At 44.6% G+C, this 18618-nt stretch carries 21 protein-coding genes; 8 read left to right on the top strand and 13 right to left on the bottom strand.

Annotated elements, in window-relative coordinates; genetic code table 11:
- The first annotated feature begins 88 nt into the window (after positions 1-88).
- The 5 genes from potA to D5I41_RS04945 all read left to right on the top strand — a co-directional run bounded on the left by potA (position 89) and on the right by D5I41_RS04945 (position 4442).
- The gene (gene potA, locus D5I41_RS04965; RefSeq protein ID WP_119008792.1) at positions 89-1204 is read left to right on the top strand and encodes a spermidine/putrescine ABC transporter ATP-binding protein PotA; all 1116 of its coding nucleotides are present in this window, start codon (positions 89-91) and stop codon (positions 1202-1204) included.
- Positions 1188-2045, top strand: a complete 858-nt coding sequence (gene potB, locus D5I41_RS04960; protein ID WP_186811066.1) for a spermidine/putrescine ABC transporter permease PotB — start codon at positions 1188-1190, stop codon at positions 2043-2045. The genes potA and potB overlap by 17 nt, the downstream gene beginning before the upstream one ends.
- Complete coding sequence (potC, locus tag D5I41_RS04955) at positions 2045-2815, top strand: spermidine/putrescine ABC transporter permease PotC (protein ID WP_017029840.1); 771 nt, start codon at positions 2045-2047, stop codon at positions 2813-2815. The genes potB and potC overlap by 1 nt, the downstream gene beginning before the upstream one ends.
- 122 nt (positions 2816-2937) lie before the next feature.
- The gene (locus tag D5I41_RS04950; protein WP_119008790.1) at positions 2938-3972 is read left to right on the top strand and encodes an extracellular solute-binding protein; all 1035 of its coding nucleotides are present in this window, start codon (positions 2938-2940) and stop codon (positions 3970-3972) included.
- A 215-nt stretch (positions 3973-4187) separates the two neighbouring features.
- A complete protein-coding gene (locus tag D5I41_RS04945; protein WP_119008789.1) occupies positions 4188-4442 on the top strand; it encodes a hypothetical protein in 255 nt (84 codons plus the stop codon).
- A gap of 119 nt (positions 4443-4561) precedes the next feature.
- Here D5I41_RS04945 and D5I41_RS21190 read toward each other — a convergent pair whose 3' ends face one another.
- The 7 genes from D5I41_RS21190 to D5I41_RS04915 all read right to left on the bottom strand — a co-directional run bounded on the left by D5I41_RS21190 (position 4562) and on the right by D5I41_RS04915 (position 9917).
- Positions 4562-4708, bottom strand: coding sequence for a hypothetical protein (locus tag D5I41_RS21190; protein ID WP_162892793.1), 147 nt, complete (start codon positions 4706-4708; stop codon positions 4562-4564).
- Positions 4709-4973: 265 nt separating this feature from the next.
- A complete protein-coding gene (locus tag D5I41_RS04940) occupies positions 4974-6143 on the bottom strand; it encodes a tetratricopeptide repeat protein (protein WP_119008788.1) in 1170 nt (389 codons plus the stop codon).
- Positions 6140-6763 (bottom strand): energy transducer TonB, encoded by a 624-nt coding sequence (locus D5I41_RS04935; RefSeq protein ID WP_119008787.1) that lies wholly within the window; start codon positions 6761-6763, stop codon positions 6140-6142. The genes D5I41_RS04940 and D5I41_RS04935 overlap by 4 nt, the downstream gene beginning before the upstream one ends.
- 9 nt (positions 6764-6772) lie before the next feature.
- The gene (locus D5I41_RS04930; protein ID WP_017029848.1) at positions 6773-7177 is read right to left on the bottom strand and encodes an ExbD/TolR family protein; all 405 of its coding nucleotides are present in this window, start codon (positions 7175-7177) and stop codon (positions 6773-6775) included.
- A gap of 11 nt (positions 7178-7188) precedes the next feature.
- A complete protein-coding gene (locus D5I41_RS04925; protein ID WP_119008786.1) occupies positions 7189-7743 on the bottom strand; it encodes a MotA/TolQ/ExbB proton channel family protein in 555 nt (184 codons plus the stop codon).
- Positions 7743-9104 (bottom strand): MotA/TolQ/ExbB proton channel family protein, encoded by a 1362-nt coding sequence (locus tag D5I41_RS04920; protein WP_119008785.1) that lies wholly within the window; start codon positions 9102-9104, stop codon positions 7743-7745. Before D5I41_RS04920 ends, D5I41_RS04925 begins: the two co-directional genes overlap by 1 nt.
- A gap of 3 nt (positions 9105-9107) precedes the next feature.
- Positions 9108-9917, bottom strand: a complete 810-nt coding sequence (locus D5I41_RS04915) for a DUF3450 domain-containing protein (protein WP_119008784.1) — start codon at positions 9915-9917, stop codon at positions 9108-9110.
- A gap of 508 nt (positions 9918-10425) precedes the next feature.
- On the opposite strand from D5I41_RS04915, the gene yegD reads away from it, so the two are divergent.
- Entirely contained in the window at positions 10426-11778 is a 1353-nt protein-coding gene (gene yegD, locus D5I41_RS04910; protein WP_119008783.1) for a molecular chaperone, read from the top strand.
- A 90-nt stretch (positions 11779-11868) separates the two neighbouring features.
- Entirely contained in the window at positions 11869-12030 is a 162-nt protein-coding gene (locus D5I41_RS21185) for a hypothetical protein (RefSeq protein WP_162892792.1), read from the top strand.
- 16 nt (positions 12031-12046) lie between these two features.
- On the opposite strand, the gene D5I41_RS04905 is transcribed toward D5I41_RS21185, so the two are convergent.
- On the bottom strand, positions 12047-12928 hold the full coding sequence (locus D5I41_RS04905) for a LysR family transcriptional regulator (RefSeq protein ID WP_119008782.1): 882 nt from the start codon (positions 12926-12928) through the stop codon (positions 12047-12049).
- A 91-nt stretch (positions 12929-13019) separates the two neighbouring features.
- Positions 13020-14030: a S1 family peptidase gene (locus tag D5I41_RS04900; RefSeq protein WP_119008781.1), complete on the bottom strand. Its 1011-nt coding sequence runs from the start codon at positions 14028-14030 to the stop codon at positions 13020-13022.
- Positions 14031-14349: 319 nt separating this feature from the next.
- On the opposite strand from D5I41_RS04900, the gene D5I41_RS04895 reads away from it, so the two are divergent.
- Entirely contained in the window at positions 14350-14967 is a 618-nt protein-coding gene (locus D5I41_RS04895) for a sugar O-acetyltransferase (RefSeq protein ID WP_235868860.1), read from the top strand.
- 91 nt (positions 14968-15058) lie between these two features.
- Here the strand turns inward: D5I41_RS04895 and D5I41_RS04890 are convergent, their stop codons facing one another.
- The 4 genes from D5I41_RS04890 to cspE all read right to left on the bottom strand — a co-directional run bounded on the left by D5I41_RS04890 (position 15059) and on the right by cspE (position 18493).
- Positions 15059-15475: a GFA family protein gene (locus tag D5I41_RS04890; protein ID WP_119008779.1), complete on the bottom strand. Its 417-nt coding sequence runs from the start codon at positions 15473-15475 to the stop codon at positions 15059-15061.
- A gap of 261 nt (positions 15476-15736) precedes the next feature.
- Positions 15737-16309: an elongation factor P-like protein EfpL gene (gene efpL / locus D5I41_RS04885; protein ID WP_102550382.1), complete on the bottom strand. Its 573-nt coding sequence runs from the start codon at positions 16307-16309 to the stop codon at positions 15737-15739.
- A gap of 170 nt (positions 16310-16479) precedes the next feature.
- On the bottom strand, positions 16480-17700 hold the full coding sequence (locus tag D5I41_RS04880; protein ID WP_119008778.1) for a M28 family peptidase: 1221 nt from the start codon (positions 17698-17700) through the stop codon (positions 16480-16482).
- Positions 17701-18280: 580 nt separating this feature from the next.
- Complete coding sequence (gene cspE / locus D5I41_RS04875; protein WP_017029860.1) at positions 18281-18493, bottom strand: transcription antiterminator/RNA stability regulator CspE; 213 nt, start codon at positions 18491-18493, stop codon at positions 18281-18283.
- Positions 18494-18618: the final 125 nt, after the last annotated feature.

Raw genomic sequence — 18618 nt, 5'->3', positions numbered from 1 at the left:
TATTGATATTATTATCCTTTCGACTTATTCACATCGAAAATAAAAGTATCTAGCCTAGGCAACTAGGTGCGTAGGAGAAATACAGACGTTGAACGCTCAACAACACAATGAACAACCTGTAATCCGTTTAACAGGCGTAAGTAAAAGTTTTGATGGTAAAGAAATCATCGGAAATCTAAACCTAGATGTGAACCACGGTGAGTTCCTTACCATTCTCGGTCCATCAGGCTGCGGAAAGACGACTGTTTTACGCATGATTGCGGGATTTGAAACCGTCGACAATGGCAACATCCTTCTTGCTGAGCAAGATGTTACCGACGTTCCTGCAGAGCAAAGACACGTAAATACGGTTTTTCAAAGCTATGCACTATTCCCACACATGACGGTATTTGAAAATGTAGCGTTTGGTTTACGCATGCAAAAAGTTGCCGAAGCCGACATTGAGCCTCGCGTGATGGAAGCTCTGCAAATGGTTCGCCTAGGCGCTATGAGCCAGCGCAAACCCAGCCAATTATCAGGTGGTCAGCAGCAGCGTGTAGCCATTGCCCGCGCAGTAGTCAATAAACCCAAGGTATTGTTGTTGGACGAGTCTCTATCTGCTTTGGACTACAAGCTAAGAAAGCAGATGCAAATGGAGCTTAAGCAACTTCAGCGTCAACTTGGCATTACCTTCATTTTTGTTACCCATGACCAAGAAGAAGCGCTGTCTATGTCAGATCGCATTATCGTTATGCGAGACGGCGTGGTTGAACAAGATGGAACGCCGCGTGAAATCTACGAAGAGCCAAAGAACCTATTTGTGGCTCGCTTTATCGGCGAAATTAATGTCTTTGATGCTATCGCCAAAGAGCGCCTAGACGAGAAACGTATCCGTGCCACGATCGAGGGGGTCGATTCTGTCGTCTACTTTGATCAACCCATCATTGAGAATGAAAAACTGCGAGTGCTACTTCGCCCCGAAGATTTACGACTGGAAGAAATTCGCGAATCAGAGCAAAAAGGCATTGTTGGCCATGTCATTGAACGCACCTACAAGGGAATGACCTTAGACTCAGTGATTGAGCTAGAGTCTGGACTTAAGGTGATGATCAGTGAATTCTTTAATGAAGACGACCCAGATGTCGACCACTCATTAGGCCAAAAGGTTGCTATTACTTGGGTGGAGAGTTGGGAGGTCGTCCTGCATGATGAGCAAGAGGTTTAATCTTCAGAACGCGATCATTGCGCTGATCGTTGGTTGGTTAACACTGTTTGTTCTTGTACCCAATGTCATGATCATTGGTACCAGTTTTCTAACTCGTGATGAAGCCAACCTAATTGAGCTGACATTTACCTTAGACAACTATGCTCGTCTAATGGACCCCTTGTACGCCAAGGTGTTGTGGCACTCGTTTTACATGGCGATAATCGCGACGTTCATGTGCTTGATCATCGGCTACCCGTTTGCTTATATCGTCGCTAAGATGCCTCCTAAGTGGCGCCCCTTTATGCTGTTCTTAGTTATCGTTCCATTTTGGACTAACTCTCTAATTCGCACCTATGGATTGAAGATAGTGTTAGGCACTCAAGGCATCTTAAATAAGTCTCTGATGGCGATCGATATCATAGATAAGCCGATGCGCATCATGTACACAGAAACCGCAGTAATGATTGGCCTCGTCTACATACTCCTGCCCTTTATGATACTGCCTCTCTATTCAGCCATAGAGAAGCTTGATGATACCTATATAGAAGCGGCTAAAGACTTAGGAGCGAACAAGCTACAAACGTTTACTCGTGTTGTGTTACCGCTAACGATGCCAGGCATTATCGGTGGTTGTTTGTTAGTTCTACTACCTGCACTCGGTATGTTCTATGTCTCCGATCTACTGGGCGGAGCGAAGAACCTACTCATAGGTAATGTGATTAAGAGTCAGGTACTCAATGCTCGAGATTGGCCGTTTGGAGCGGCGACCAGTATCGCCCTTACTCTAGCGATGGCCATTATGCTTTATGCATATTATCGCGCTGGCAAATTGTTAAATAGAAAAGTGGAGCTGGATTGATGGGGCGCACACTCAGATTTAGTTTTATGACCTTGGTGTATGCGTTCTTATACCTGCCGATTATTGTGCTGATCGCGAATTCCTTTAATGCCAGCAAATTTGGTATGAAATGGGGAGGCTTCACGACTAAATGGTATGAAAGCTTACTCAATAACGACAGCTTGATGCAGGCGGCATGGCATTCATTAAACATTGCCGTATTTTCGGCAACCGCAGCCACTATTATTGGTAGCTTGACCGCCGTTGCGCTGTTTCGCTATCAGTTCAAGGGTAAGCGAGCGGTGAACGGCATGTTGTTTGTGGTAATGATGTCTCCCGATATTGTCATGGCGATCTCTTTACTCGCGCTGTTTTTGGTGATTGGTGCGCAGCTCGGTTTCTTTACCTTGTTGATAGCCCATATTACCTTCTGCCTGCCGTTTGTAGTGGTCACTGTATACAGTCGCCTAAATGGCTTTGATGTGAAAATGCTGGAAGCCGCCAAGGACCTTGGCGCAGGCGAGTGGGTGATCCTAAAGCAAATCATTCTGCCCCTTGCCATGCCTGCGGTTGCTGCGGGCTGGTTACTTAGCTTCACACTATCACTCGATGACGTGATTATTAGCTCTTTTGTTACCGGCCCTGCCTACGAGATTTTACCCCTTAAGATCTACTCTATGGTAAAAGTGGGCATCTCTCCTGAGGTGAATGCGCTGGCAACGGTGATGCTAATTGTCTCTCTAATACTGGTAATTATTTCCCAGCTTCTCGCACGAGAAAAAGTGAAATAGTCTAAAATTATCGGGTATTTAAAACCCTGCTGGTCAGATATGGCCAGCAGATAAGTTTACATTGCTCATACCGACTTAACCGTGAAGGCAAAGTCTTCGAGCGATAATAAAATGGAAGCGTAATGAAAAGTAAACTCTATGCTAGCGCCCTTTGTGCGGCGACACTGTTCTCTTTCCCTGCACTGTCTGCAGATAAAGAGCTGTATTTCTACAACTGGTCTGAATACATTCCAAATCAAGTGCTAGAAGACTTCACAAAGGAAACTGGCATCAAGGTGATTTACTCCACCTACGAGTCAAACGAAAGCATGTATGCCAAGCTAAAAACTCAAGGCTCTGGTTACGACTTAGTGGTTCCATCCACTTACTTCGTATCAAAAATGCGTAAAGAAGGCATGCTTCAAGAAATCGACAAAACCAAGCTATCTCACTTTGCCGATCTAGATCCTAACTACCTAAACAAGCCATTTGATCCCAACAACAATTACTCTATCCCTTATATCTGGGGCGCAACTGGCATTGGTGTAAACTCCGACATGGTTGATAGCTCAACAGTCACCAAGTGGGATGATCTATGGAACCCTGAGTGGGAAGGTCAATTAATGCTGATGGATGACTCTCGCGAGGTATTCCATATTGCACTGACTAAACTGGGGTACTCGCCAAACACTACTAACCCTGATGAAATCAAAGCAGCTTACGAAGAACTAAAAAAACTGATGCCAAACGTATTGGTATTCAATTCCGACTTCCCTGCTAACCCATACATGGCTGGCGAAGTCTCCCTAGGTATGCTGTGGAATGGCTCGGCTTATATGGCTCGTGAAGAAGGTGCGCCAATCGATATCATCTGGCCAGAAAAAGGCACTATATTCTGGATGGATAGCCTAGCCATTCCGTCAGGAGCAAAAAATACCGAAGCGGCTCACAAAATGATCGACTTCTTACTACGTCCAGAAAACGCGGCGAAAATTGCATTGGAGATTGGCTACCCAACCCCTGTTGCTACCGCACATGACCTACTTCCAAAAGAGTTCGCTGAGAACCCTAACGTTTATCCACCAAAAGAAGCTTTAGAGTCTGGTACTTGGCAGGATGAAGTTGGCGAAGCCAGCGTGCTGTATGAAGAGTACTTCCAAAGACTTAAAGTAGAATAGAAAAACCAGGGCCCGTTAAATACACAATTTAGCGGGCCTTTTAGCTTTCCCCCACTATCGTGAACGCTGCATTGTGTAGTGGAAGCCCTAGAAGAAACACATTAAAAGCGGAAGGCCAAAACCCACTATTTATCTGTATTGTCGTAAAGTGATCACACTAAGTTAAAGTTCATCCTATAGACTGCCTCTGTGTTTACTACCAAAGGTTTTCCTTAATGTCTAAAGTGTCTCTTAACACTCTTTCCGCAATCTACAACTATGTGAATTTAGCAAAGAAGCTACGAGCAACATCCGGTGAAGTAGCCGTTAGGGATAGCCAAAAATTGATAAATAACGCCATAGAGCTGACTGACTTAGGGAAAGATAGTCGCAACAATCAAGAGAACTTTGAATCAGATACACAACTGTTACTGAAGTTTCTAGAAGAAGAATTAGATAAACGTAAGTTAAGAGTCGATATCTTAAAATAGCCCACTTGCGCAATGTAAAAGTAGCCTACGGGTCAGCCAGTTCGCGTTGAGAACAACGCTATAGCGACCCAAAACATCAATTAAAATGTGCGTTGATGATCAAACTGTATCACAGCTCTTTAGTGACTTTGTGCGGCTTTGACCAATGTTGCTAAGATAAAAACGCCAAATAGCACATGCAGGTTAAACGCCCATGCAATCATCGCAATGGTAAACGCTACAACAGTGCCTCCGTGATTACCCCAAAACATCATTTTCTTGTTCATACCCCACCACCTATTTGCAGAGAAGACTAACAAAGTGGGTCAATAGGCTAAACGTTGGGCGTATCCATCATGCTTTTCGGGTGCATCATTATTATGCAACAAGTTACCCACCAACACATTGATACTGTTCGCATTTTAAACGAAATCCTCTGCAAGAAAATGAAAAGGCTTCTATTGATGTGGCATAAATAGACCTAAGCATTGTTAACTGACTTTGCAGAAGGTAACACGCATAAAAATGCCGCCCGAAGGCAGCATTGGTTATTTATTGTGGTTGATTCAAATATCGAATCCAATTCAGCGCCACTCGGTCTGATTTGATCTGATTGGCTTTTTGAGCATGCTTCAGCGCCTGCTCTCGCTCACCTAAGCGATAATACGCTTCGACACTCGTTAGCTCTCTTCTTGAGCTCTCTTCAACCTTGTTTAACTGGGATATCGCTGTCTTATATTGCTTGTTTTGCATAAGCAACTGAATGTAAGACCAACGATAGTCGCTATCTTTGCTGGATGCTCTAGCCCAAGCATTAAGAGACTGATCCCACTCTCTCGCCTGTTGCCAATACTGCGCTTCAATAGCGAGATCCTTCGCTTTCGTCTCATTGCCTTTGTTCAAATCATGGAATATTTGAGCAGACTTTTCTGGCACACCTTGCTTGGAATAAAGCTGAGCCATCATTCGATACTGATCTTTGGTTAGCTCAAACCCAGCTCTTTCATACTGCTTAAGTGTTGACAGCGCTTGCTGATGGTTACCCATTCTCAAATATAGGTTGAGTGTTTGTGTCCACCAGCGTTCGGCTTCTGGCTCTAACCCTCTCAATGCCAAAGTCGTTTTAAGAGCATTGTTCCATTGCTTCAAGGATAGCTCCGCGCCCAAACGCAGATTCAATACTGACGTGGTCGTTTTGCCACCTGCAAAGTAATAGCTCTTCGATGCAGTTAATACTGAAGGCCAGTTCTCCATCTGATAGTTAGCTTGCCCGACGCGAAGCCAGATCTGCTGAATCGTCTCTGTACCCAAAGATTTCTGAGTTTTATTCTGGGCAATAACTTGATGGTAGTTGTCTAGTGCATGGCTCATTTTTCCATTTGATAACTGAATATCCGCCAGCATACGCTGAGTTTCGATATGCTGCTCAGCAGGCAGCCCTTTCAGTTCAACAGAATGTGATAGCGCCTTTTCTGCGTTCTCACTTTGTTCTTCTTGCCAATACAAGATACCAAGCATTCGCTGCACATAAGAGGTGTCAAAGGCTCTACTAGAATCTACGCTCTCTAGAACCTCAATCGCCTTTGCATCATCGCCTTGGTTTTGCAGTTCATAGGCTTGATGCACCCGATTGGCAGTAGAACGGCTAAGCTCTTGAGCACTCACATTTGAACCAAATAAAAGAGCCATCAGCACGAGAGTTACAAATTGCCTGTTCATCATTGCAGTTTAAACTCCAGCTTCACGGTTTGACCTTCTCGAGGCGTCGCCTTGCCATTCACCACCAAGGGTTGGTACTTCCAGCGTTGTAGCGCTCTTGTTGCTTCTCTATCAAACACGCGGCTAGGCTCACTCTGCACTACCTCAATATCGATAGGGTTTCCTACTTCATTGATGGTAAAACTCATTACAACATAGCCTTCTATCTTGCGGCTCAGCGCTCTTGCCGGATATCGCGGCTCCATACGATGTAATGGCATCACCTGTTGGTTTTGCGCAATCTTCATCGGGCCTGGATTTGAAATAGCTAGCCCAGTAACGGCTGTATCCAAAGCAACCTGAGGCAAATCTAAACTGTCTAGCGAGATTGAATTTTCCGATACGTTACTTGAGTTACTGACCTGAGTTTCTGGTGGTTGCGCAGGCTTCTCCGGTGGTTCTGGCAATTGGCGCTGACGACGCTGCGTTTGGCTATCTTGCTCGACTTGTAACATATCAAATCTGACCATTGGCTTTTGATCAGGCAAAGGCGACTTGCCCATATTGACCAGCCAGGTCATAAAGCCGAAGACAAAAAAGGTCATCAAAATAGCAGCGGGCAGTGCAATGAATAGTCGTTTCATCAAAGGTCTCTACTTCGCTGCAGTAGCCAGTGCGATTTTTTCAATACCAGCACCTTTTGCTCCATCCATCACCTCAACAACCGTGCCATTAAAGGCAAATTTGTCGGCTTGAATCACCACTGAGGCATCGGGCTTGTCAATGATCATACTTTCTAGCGTGGCTTGCACTCGCTCAACATCGACCAAGCGCTTATCAATATACACTTGGTTGGTGTCTGTAATGGCAATGAAAATACCCGCATCTTTTTGGCTGGTTGCGTGAGCAGCTTGAGGTCGATTAACCTCAACGCCAGATTCACGCACAAAAGAGCTTGTTACAATGAAAAAGATCAACATGATGAACACGATATCTAGCATCGAAGTCATGTCCACCTGTGCCTCTTCATTACGCTCGCGGCGGCGTCCTAATCTCATAATATTAACCTTCAGCTATGGATTCGCAGCAGACGCTCTAAATGCAACTGTTTACGTTCTGCCAAACCATATAATCTTGAATAAACAAACATACCAACGAGTGCGGCAACCATGCCTGCCATCGTTGGAATCGTGGCCATAGAAATGCCTGCCGCCATTAGGCGCGGTTCGCTGTTTCCTTGGGCTGCCATCACATCAAACACCGAAATCATGCCCGTTACTGTTCCCAATAGCCCAAGCATTGGGAACAGAGCTACCAACACCTTCATCAAAGAAAGTGAACGCTTAAGGCCAGATTCTGATGCAGATAGCCATGCGCTTCTTTGCGATAGAGCGTACCAAGAATGACGGTCTGTACGTTGTTGCCACTTAAGCACCCAGTCATGTTGACTCTTTGGAAATGCCCAAAAGAAATACAAGATTCTATCTAGAACAAGTACCCAAAAGACCAGCATCACAATGGCGAGCCACCACAGAACCGGACCACCTCGAAACATCAGCTCTTCAATAGAACCGACAAGGGGTACGTCTGATAGCATCGCCCAAATTGACGCAATGTCGTTCATTATGCCGTTGCCTCTTGTGCAATTTGGCTGTCCGTTGTGTGTTTACGCTCAGCACGCTCAGCAACTAAGCCCACACCTTGTTTTTCAACCACATTACGAATGCCTTCAGATAGGCTCGATAGTAAGTTATGCACTAGCAGTAGTGGCATTGCCGCGATCAAGCCAAGTACGGTTGTGATCAAGGCCATTGAAATACCACCCGCCATAATTCGAGGGTCGGCATTACCAAATTGAGTAATGGTCTGGAAGGTATCAATCATGCCAGTCACTGTACCCAATAGGCCAAGCATAGGTGCAAGCGCCGCCAACAACTTGATGGTAGAAATACCTTGCTCTAGCGTTTCTTGTTCATCCATTACCGCTTCTAACAAACGAAGCTCTAGCGCTTCAACCGTTGGGCTTTGGTCTTGCTTGTGAACCAACATAACCCTACCAAGCGGGTTGTCATCTGATGGTGAGTCTACATCTTTTAGCTGCTTGGCAATCTTAGACTTGATAGACATCAGTACCACGGCACGATATAGACCAATTAAAAGACCCACTAGTAGCAAGCCAAGAATGATCTTACCCACTAGGCCACCTTGCTCAATACGTTGCATCAAGGTTGGATTATTGGCTAGTTGTTCCAGCAGCGCACCGCGTGTAGCATCAATGGCAACCACTGGCATTTCAGCGCCCATATTTGCATTGATAGTCAGAGCTTGTTTTGGCTGTACTGTATATGGCGTAGCGATCTGCTTATCTGTGTTCCACACTAGGTAGCCATTGTCATCTGCCAAGGCGAATGCGCCCATGCGCAACACTTGCTTCTGCTCAATCTCACCTGAGCCACCCACAAAAGGCACACCAATGATTGAGGCTTGTGAGCTTACCTTGATCTGATGAACATAAGACTGCCAAAGACCGTATAGCTGATCTTTAGAAGGGATAGACTTTGCTTCAATGATGTCATTGATGGTCGTTACATCTTGCTCAAGACCAATAGAGGCAACCGAACGCTCTTGCTCTAATTGAACATCTTTTGCAGATTGACGAACAACACCAAATATTTCACCCAAACTGCCTGTGGCTAGAGTCAGCTCTTTCTCTTTTTCAGAAAGCTTTTGTTCATTATCTTGAAATTGTGTACTGAGTGAGTCTATCGACTTATTAAGATTGGCACGCTGCTTAACCAGAGCATCATATTGGCTTTGAAGCTTAGCCTCTTGAGACGCAAACTCAGCTTCTCGCTGCGTGTTGTGTTGCTGCTCGGTTGTTTTTGCATCTGCGGTATCATTGAGAAGCGTTTGGCTAGCATGAGCCGGAAGTACACACAGTACTGACGCTAACACTAGACTTAACTTTACTAGGTGATGTTTCATCGACTACTTTTCCTCACCCTGTGTTGTTTCGACCTTGTTCTGCTCAACAAAAGTCAGAGAAATAGGCAGTTGAAGAAGAGTGGGTGATGCTTGCTTAGCCGCTACATCAAACGCCTTATCAATCTCACGACCCACACCGCCATCTTGTGACACCCATAGGTTGCTATTGTCATCCCACGCCCAGTAACGTTGGCGGTCATTTGAACGTGCAACTAAAGATACGCGGCCAAGGTATAGCAGTTCAGCAATGATAGGCTTTCCATCGACTTCAATGGTGCCAGAATACGCGCCCATTTTGGTGCCGTAGTCCATTTCAATCTGGTACGCCTCTAGAATACGACGGTACTTTTCAGCGTCGCTAACGTCGGCTTGAGTCATCATTTCATTCAAGCTATCTAGGCGCTTAGCTCTTGCTTCAGTGCGGATTGGGCGATCTTCAGCATTAAGTTTTTCAAGACCTTCTAGCATTTCGTACATCAAAGGAACAATGCTTTGGCGAGTATCATCGATTTGAGAAAGCTGCGCATCAAACCCTTCAAGCTCTTTACCTTGGCTTGCGATCAAGCCTTCAAGGTGTGAGTTATAGACAGAGAGGTTATGAACTTCTTGCTTAAGCCCAGCGATGTCTGCTTCTAGTTGCATCGCCTTGTCGCTACTCTTAACAACGCTATTTTGGGTCTTTGCTGCACCTTGCGTTATCTGCGTCTCGATATTCTGAGATTTTTGCAATGTCGCTTGCTCATTAGCCATAGCCAGAGAGCTCGTCATCGATAGTCCCGCAACAAGCAGATATCGCATTTTTGTGTGATTCATAGGTTTCTCATAAATCTGTGATTTAGCTATTAATGAATAAGGTAATACAAACAAAGGCTGTTTCTCAAATTGGCGCTTGGTACATTTGACGGATGAGACAAACTCTTCATGCCCTATACACTCACAATGACACATTGTAAGCGTGCGCTAATGTAAACAAACAACGACAACGCAAATGAGAAGCACTTTTATTTGCAATAATGTCGGCTATATTAAAGACAGAAAACAACTGATGCAATAGAGAAAGAAGCAGCATGACTATTAAAACTAAATCTTTGATTAATTCGCCGTTTTTTATAACTTCTAACTACAAAATAACATAGAAATCATTAACCAAATTAACAAATCAATCTCAGTTTTGTATCTATTAGAATACGACATAACGCAGCCATTTAAGTGGCATTTGGATTGCCCTACTTATTTTCTTTTAACTGCCTTGACCTCCCCTACCTAAACAAGGTTTAATTGCGCCCCTTTTTCGTAGCACTCACTGATCTTTGGAGGACACATGGCAATAGGTTTTGATTACGGTACGGCAAACTGCTCCGTGGCACACATTATCGATAACCAAGCAATCCAAATTCCATTCAGTAATGGCGATAAGTACATCTCTTCGACCTTGTGCGCTCCCACCTCTGAATCAGTATCTGAATACCTGTACCGTCGTAAGAAGATAACGCCAATGACTCAGCCCGGTGAGGCGGTGTTGCAGCGTGCAATTCGTGCCAACCGCGAGGAAGGCATTGACGTTATGGAAGAGGAAATCCTGTTTGGGCAGCCGGCTCTGGATCTGTACCTAGAAGATCCAAAAGATGTTTACTACATCAAATCACCCAAGTCTTTTTTAGGTGCTAGAGGGCTACGTGACGTGCAGCTCGCCTTCTTCGAAGACTTAGTCTGCGCCATGATGGAGAACGTAAAATCTCAAGCTGAACTGTCCCTTGGAAAAGCCGTTGAAGATACGGTAATTGGTCGCCCTGTAAACTTCCTTGGCCGTGGCGGAGAAGAGTCAAACCAGCAAGCACAAGACATATTACTCAGAGCGGCTACCAGAGCTGGCTTTAAAAACGTCGAGTTTCAATTTGAACCCGTTGCCGCCGGACTCGATTACGAGAGCACATTAACTTCAAACCAAAACGTGTTAGTGGTTGATATCGGCGGTGGTACAACCGACTGCTCCATGATTCAAATGGGCCCATCTTGGCTGGGTAAAAGTGATCGTAAAGAAACTCTACTTGGTCATACCGGCCAACTGGTAGGGGGTAACGATCTCGATATCCATATCGCTTATAAGCAATTTATGACTGAGTTCGGTAAGGGAAGCCGCAAACAATCAGGCCTTGAAATACCTATCAGCCAATTTTGGCACTCTATTTTGATTAATAATGTTCAGGCGCAACGCGACTTTTACGGCAAAGAAAACCTAGCCCTGCTCAGACAACTGCATCGCGAAGCTTGTGAGCCAGCCAAATTGGCTAGAATGATCGAAGTGCACCAAGGTGCTCTTGGCTACGGCATCGTTTCTCAAGCAGAAAGTGCCAAGATCGCGTTATCTGAGGATGAAAGCTATCTTGCCAAGATCAAACTTCTTAGTGAGATAGTCGAGATTCCAGTGTTGAGCCAAGAGATGGAGCAAGCCATTGAAGTACCGAAAGAGAAGATAACTAAGCTAGTGCTTGAAGCCGTTCAACAATCGCAGACTACTCCGGACGCGATATTCATGACTGGTGGCTCTGCACGCTCTACTGTACTTAGAAATGCCGTACAAACGATATTACCGAATGTACCAGTAGTGAGCGGCAACTACTTTGGCTCTGTTACTGCCGGCTTAGCACGTTGGGCAGATGTGTGCTTCAGGTAGTCTATCGGTACAAATCGCTTTTGAAAGCCCTCTAAATTCGGTCTACGCTTAACTTTCAAGGCTAAGTCGTTATCATTTATGAGGGTCGAAATGAATTTAAAGCCTATACAATTTGTTATTCTTGGCGTTATCGTAGGGTTCTTTATGAATAACCTTTACCACGTCTCACAAGAAGCAGGAGCGGCTGATAAGGTCGCAAAACAGAGTCACTCTCTTTTCTCTAACTGCTCTGTAGATCAAAAAGAATCTTAGCGCCCAGCTAGGCCGTTTATAAGGTGAGCTTGGGCTGAATGAAATCAATAAACGCTGAGATGCGCTTTGACACGTTAGAAGAGCGGTAGTAAACCGCATTCACCAACTCACGTCCCGTATTGCTCATCTTGTCACCGTCCAGTAAGGACACTAAGCGTCCTGCCTCTATGTCTTTGTTCACCATAAACCCGGATAGGCATGCGATTCCATTTCCTTCAAGTACCAGCTGTCTAACTGTCTCTCCATTACTTGAGGTAGAGGTTTGTTCTAAGGGCGAAAAACCTCTTAACGGCCAATCATTAAGTACCTTTACCCCCGCAAAGCCGATGATGTCATGAGTAGAAAGGTCGCTAGTTTGTTGTGGTATGCCTCTTCTAGCCAAGTACTCCGGCGAGGCAACAATGTATAGAGGGCTTTTGCCTAAAGGTCTGGCATGAAGGGTTGAATCGGTCAGCGACCCGATGCGAATCGCGATGTCAGTTTTCTTTTCTAGAAGGTCGACAAAGCCTTCGTTGGACGTCAGTTCTAGCTTAATATCCGGATAGGCTTGGTTGAACTCTTTTACTAATGGCACCAACTGATGAAACACAAACGGGCTTGCCGCATCAACTCGTAAACGTCCTTTTGGCAGTTCACCACGAGAAACAATATCGTCCTCAGCTTTTTGCAATTGTTGAAGCCCTAACCTAACCCCTTCAATAAACTGTCGCCCCTCATCCGTCAGCTCGACGCGGCGTGTTGTACGGTTGAGTATAGATACACCCAATTGTGTCTCAACCTTACTAACAGAGCGTGACACTCTAGCAACTTGGATATCTAGCGCCTCAGCCGCTGCAGAGAAGCCACCACTATCAACAACGGTGAGAAGAATTTCGAGATCATCAGAACGAGTGAGCATAAAATGAGATTAGTCAGTGGGTATTGTTGCAATTATAACAACAATAGTTGTTTACAGCCGCTTAATAACGCAACAAACAGAATCAATCGATTTAGTTTCTAGAACGATGAGATTGCAGGCCACGTCCAACGATCAAAGCGAGCAACCAAGCCCAAGAAAAAGAACCGCCAGATTCATCGCCAAAGCCAGAATCTCCTTCGTCAGGGGTATAGTTTTCTCGGTCGAACTCAGTAACGATAACCTGAGGTATCTCTCGTCCCGCTAGTACGTCAGCAATCCAGCCTCGATATTCTGCAACTTCAGTGTACGCTGACGAGTAGTCAGAGTCCGGGTTTCCGCATTGGGTAGGACCGTAACTGGTGATGCCAACCTGAACGTATTGACTACCGTTGTACCAATATAAAGGGCCACCTGAGTCGCCCCCACAGGTAGAGTTGAGTAAATCCGTCTCAGGGCTGTAGTCGCCAATCAGGCAGAGTTGTTTGCTACTCGTTCCAGCCGACGAACAACCAGATCTCGAAAGCAATCTTTGAGTCGTGCCTTGTAAACCATCTGAGTCATCAGTACCTGAACGCGTGTAACCATGGCCAATGGTCACCATCTCTGTTCCCACCACATCGTAATCCAAGATGTCATTCATAGAAGCAAGGGTAACGTAGTCAGAAGGGTCTACTGGCATTGGGTTTTCTAGCTTAACGATAGCGATATCATCAGGCCAGCTCAGCGCTTCATTGTCGACAAAAGTGTCTGGATAATAGAACTCACTAGCGCGAATCAATTGCACACTACCACTGAGAACCTGCTGTTCGTTTTCAAGCTGAGGAGCAATAGAAGTGTATGTATAGTAGTAAGAGTCGCCCTCGACACAATGGGCAGCAGTAAGCACATGATATTCATCGAGAATCGTCGCACCGCAATAGTTTTGATATAAGCCGGAGGTGTCTAGTTGGTCAAAGTAAAGGCTAGAAAACGAAGGGAACGTTTGAATTGAAACGGATATTCCGTTTACGATGTATGTACTCGCTCCTCCATCGGTTGCCACTGCGTGAACCGGTCCGAGTGAAACGACTGCACATGCAGCCAATCTAAACGCCTTATGCATACCCTACTCCATCAATTAGTGCACTCTGCCTAGGTAGTTCCGTTACCCAGTGACTTAGCCTTACTAATAAGGGGTATCATCAGCTAGCTATTAAATCAGTCTCATTGCAACTGCACCTGAGCTTACCTTTAAATATAGCTTTTTTGAACTAGCTTTGCAGTACTAAGTTTTACTCATTTTCCCCAACAAAGTTCAAATACCTCTATCAAAAGTTAGCTTAAAGAAAGAGCAATCCCAGCGTCTTCAATTCATGTTTCCTAGACTAATACCCGATTTTTTATGGCGTTAACTTGGTAAAGTATGAGTTTGATTTTTCAACATGACTATACACATGAACTTCATCGACAAGCTCACCTCAAATCAGCCGTTCATCCATAAGTTTGCTCGTGATGACAAAAAGCTTCAATCCAAGGCAAAGCGACTCTGCTTCGAGCTCAATAATTCTCATCCTGATGACATGGAACAGAGACAAACACTATACAAAGAGTTGTTTGGCACAGTGACCTCCTTCATGAACATCGAGCCTCACTTTCGCTGCGATTACGGCTTCAATATTCATTTCAAAGGCTTTGCGCTTCTCAACTACAATTGCGTTATTTTAGATACGTCTACTGTGCACATCGGTGCAAACGTAATGATAGGGCCTGGCAGTGTACTTGCCTGTGTGGAGCACGCTATAGACCCTTATCAACGTTCCGCTGTCGGCCTATATGCGTCGAAGCCAATTACCCTTCACGATAACGTGTGGCTTGGAGCGAACACCACCGTCTGTGGCGGCGTCACTATAGGTGAGGGAAGCATTATTGGTGCAGGTAGTGTAGTGACCAAAGATATCCCAGCAGGCGTCATCGCTGTGGGCAACCCTTGTAAAGTAATGCGAGAAATTACAGACGAGGACAAGTGGGAGTATCACGACCTAACGCCACTCGATTTATAATCATTATTCAAGACCTAAATAGCACTTCCTTATGAAGTGCTTTTCATCTCAATAAAACTAACACTCACTAATTCGAAAGCTAATCGAAGTCTTATGTCGGCATAGTATCAAAGGCAGTCACACCCTCAGGAACCTCAAACCAACTTTGCTTTTCCTTAATCCAAATATGCGCTGTCGGCTCAAACAGTGCCATAACATCAGCATCAATAGGCTTTAACTTCAGCTTCAGAAGGGTTGGTTCCGCTGGATTGTAATGATAAATACGATTACCACACTGCGGGCAGAATTTAGCGGCATTCACATTGCCACTATCCGATGAGCGTCGCCATTCATTCATCTCTCCACTGAAGTCGATATCCTCCGCAAGCACTGCGGCAGTAACACTATAGGGAGCAGTGGCGAGCTTTTGGCATTCAGTACAATGGCAGGCCATTACTTTCTTTGGCTTAGCCTTCAATAGGTAAGAAACCTGTCCACATTGACAGCTAGCTTTAATAGGAAAATTCATAAGGAAAATATCCATTTAATTAACGTCACTCTAGCATAGCGCTATTAGATGTATGCAAAAGCTAATCGATGAGATCAAAATCGCAATTTGTGATTCAATACCAATCACAGTAAGTAAGTGGTCAGAAATAACGTAGATAAAACGCTGGATAACAAGGCAGCACTTTTTGATAACTAGTTATTTACTACGATTGGTATAACACCCATAAAAAAACGCAGTGGCCAGAAAGCGACTGCGTTTTCAATTCGGAAGCTTGAGAGATTACTTCTCAGCACGACCCATGAATGCTTTGTCAGTGGTGTTCACGCGAACCTTTTCTCCACCAGCAATGTACTCAGGTACTTGAATAATAAGACCTGTAGAAAGCGTTGCAGGCTTAGTACGAGCAGCAGCTGAAGCACCCTTGATTGACGGGTCAGTTTCAACAATTTCAAGCTCAACAACTGAAGGTAACTCAAGTGCTACTGGGCTGCCATCAACGAGCAATACGTAGATGCCTTGTGTTTCTTCATTGATGAATTGAAGCTCATCTTCAATGCTCTCTTTGTTGAAGTTGTATGGAGTGTAGTCTTCACTATCCATAAACACATACTCATCGCCATCGATGTAAGAAAAGGTAGATGGGTGACGGCTGAAATCTGCTAGGTTAATGATTTCATCGGCTTTAAAGCTTTCGTCTGCCTTTGCGCCTGTCGCTACATCATACATACGCATGCGATATAGGCTTGCACCTGCACGGCCACTTGGCGTTAGTTTGTTGATTTCTTTAACGAAGTACACTTTACCGTTGTGCTCAATCGCAGCACTTTTTTTGATTTCACTTGCCTTAGGCATTGTTGTTCCCTTGTCTCAATTAGGATCTTTCTAGCAGAGTATACAAGGACATTTGGGGTTGATCATCCAATACTGCTCTCAAGGCTGTAAAACTGTGTTTAATGTATCTTTACCCCACAAAAAAGCGCCCCAATAGGAGCGCTTTTAAACAATGGTTACATCACTTTAGATCAAAGGTTGTCCAATCGAATATGGCTGTTTTTCAAGTCATCGCGAGTAATACCCTTTCCATCATTCATGCTATTGAAATGACGCAGAACTTCCGTGATGGCTTCGATAGAAGCAAGTAAGTCGCCAGTATGAGCAGATTCTGATGAAGTGTGCATGTTACGAATGGGGTAACCAATTGAGATTGATGCACTATCAACACCAGCAAGTGCCGCTGCCATGCCGTCTGTGCCCATATCACGACCAGAGAAATCCAACTGGAACGGGATACTTTTCTCACGACACAAGGTATCAAATACCTGAACTAGATATTCTGAAGCTACCGAGCCACGACCAATCGTAAAACCCTGGCCCATTTTCAATGGGTTCATATTACGAGCACCAATGCCAGGAGCCGCCTCATAATCGTGGTTTACGTCTGTTGCAATTAATACATCAGGCTTAAGCTCACCCACTACTTGGGTAGAACCAAAGCGACCAATCTCTTCATGAGTCGCGATAGTGTAGAGTACTCGTACGTTATCTAAGCCCTCAGAAGCAAGAGTGCGAGCCACTTCAGTGACAGAAAAACAGCCAAGGCCGTTATCAAGATAAGCACCGAAGAAGGTATCCACGCCAACGCCTCGTTTGATAGGGCGGTCGAGTAAAATGGGGTCACCCACACGCAGGCCAAGAGCCTCTACTTGTGCTTTGCGGTCTTCACCGTGCATTTGCAGCTCTAGGTAGATCGATTCAGGCTTAATGCCCTGCTCACCAGTACGTTGTGATGGTGTAGAGAAGTGAATAGCACCGAGTGCCTCAACAGTTCCACCCTTAATTACTTTATAAGCGCCTAGCTTTTCTGGGTCTTGGCAGAAGACTTGAACTTCATGACCAATCAAGGTCGTCGGTAAAAAAGAATCAGTATTGATCCAAACCTTGCCGTCGTTATCAATCTTGCGCACCTGCATGCGAATCTTATCCGCATGACCGACGATCATAACGCTCGTAAGATCGTCGCGACCTGGGTGAGAGTCAAACACGATGCTCGCGTTGCCTTTGAATTGATGAATACCCCAACCTTCAGGCATAAACGATTCAAACTCAGGCTTGATCACGCCATAACTCATCGCCGCTTCAAACCCAATAGGGGAAGGCGCAGACAGTACTTTAGACATAAATTCAAACTGGTGTTGTGGCATTGGTTGTGCCCAAGGCTGAGCATTGTTGCTTTCTGAAGTCATTTGGTCATTCTCATATCCATTTACTATTGGCAGTTAAACTAATGCCTGAAGCCAATGAATTCAAGGGATTTACAAATGTTAGTAGGTGCGAAATGAAACTAGGCTCATAGTTGAGATGAGCAAGATTGTGGGAGTAATACGTGTTTGTTGTGAGGATTGAGTAGTGTAGAAATTGAGATTCTTATTAACTCAAAGCGTTCTGGATCACGAAAACGGCTTGAGTCTAAGACATTACAGCGAAGCTAAGTATTGATAATTAGCTAGCTTTTTTAAATTTGGTACTATTTTCTGTGCACTTTTTTTGGAACCAAAAGCGCTTACGACCGATAGAACGAGACATAAATATCCTTAATTTTTATACGACTGAACCTTTCCTGTGAAATTAAATTCAACATGGAAATAGTTAAGCTTATTTAATATTTATATTGATGTAGCGAAGGAAATAACTAACTTGACGACATTTACATTTTGCAGATGTGAGAGAGGTTTTTATTTACGGTGTTACGATATAAATTATTGGGTTATGAGTTAATGGTATTAAGTTGGCGCAGACAGCCAAAGCTATCTGCGCCGACAAAACTTAGATAGCTACTACGTCAGCAGCTTGAAGGCCTTTTTGACCTTGCTCTACAGTGAAAGACACTTTTTGGCCTTCAGCTAGAGTCTTGAAACCTTCAGATGCGATAGCACGGAAGTGAACGAATACGTCTGCACCGCCGTTGTCTTGAGTCAAAAAGCCGAAACCTTTCTCTTCGTTAAACCATTTTACGATACCAGTAGTTTTGTTAGACATAATTTGTCCCTTATTTTTTAAATCATTTATTTTCGCAATATTGCGAGACGCTGAAATCTTGAATTATTGAATGCTACGATGAAGCTAAGGAAACACTGAGGATGACAACAATAACGATGGAATAC

Origin of the sequence: Vibrio superstes (assembly GCF_003569005.1) — a bacterium.
In the GTDB taxonomy this organism is placed as follows: Bacteria; Pseudomonadota; Gammaproteobacteria; order Enterobacterales; family Vibrionaceae; genus Vibrio; species Vibrio superstes.
Note: the sequence above shows the minus strand (reverse complement) of the source record. Positions and strands in the feature narration are given on the sequence as shown.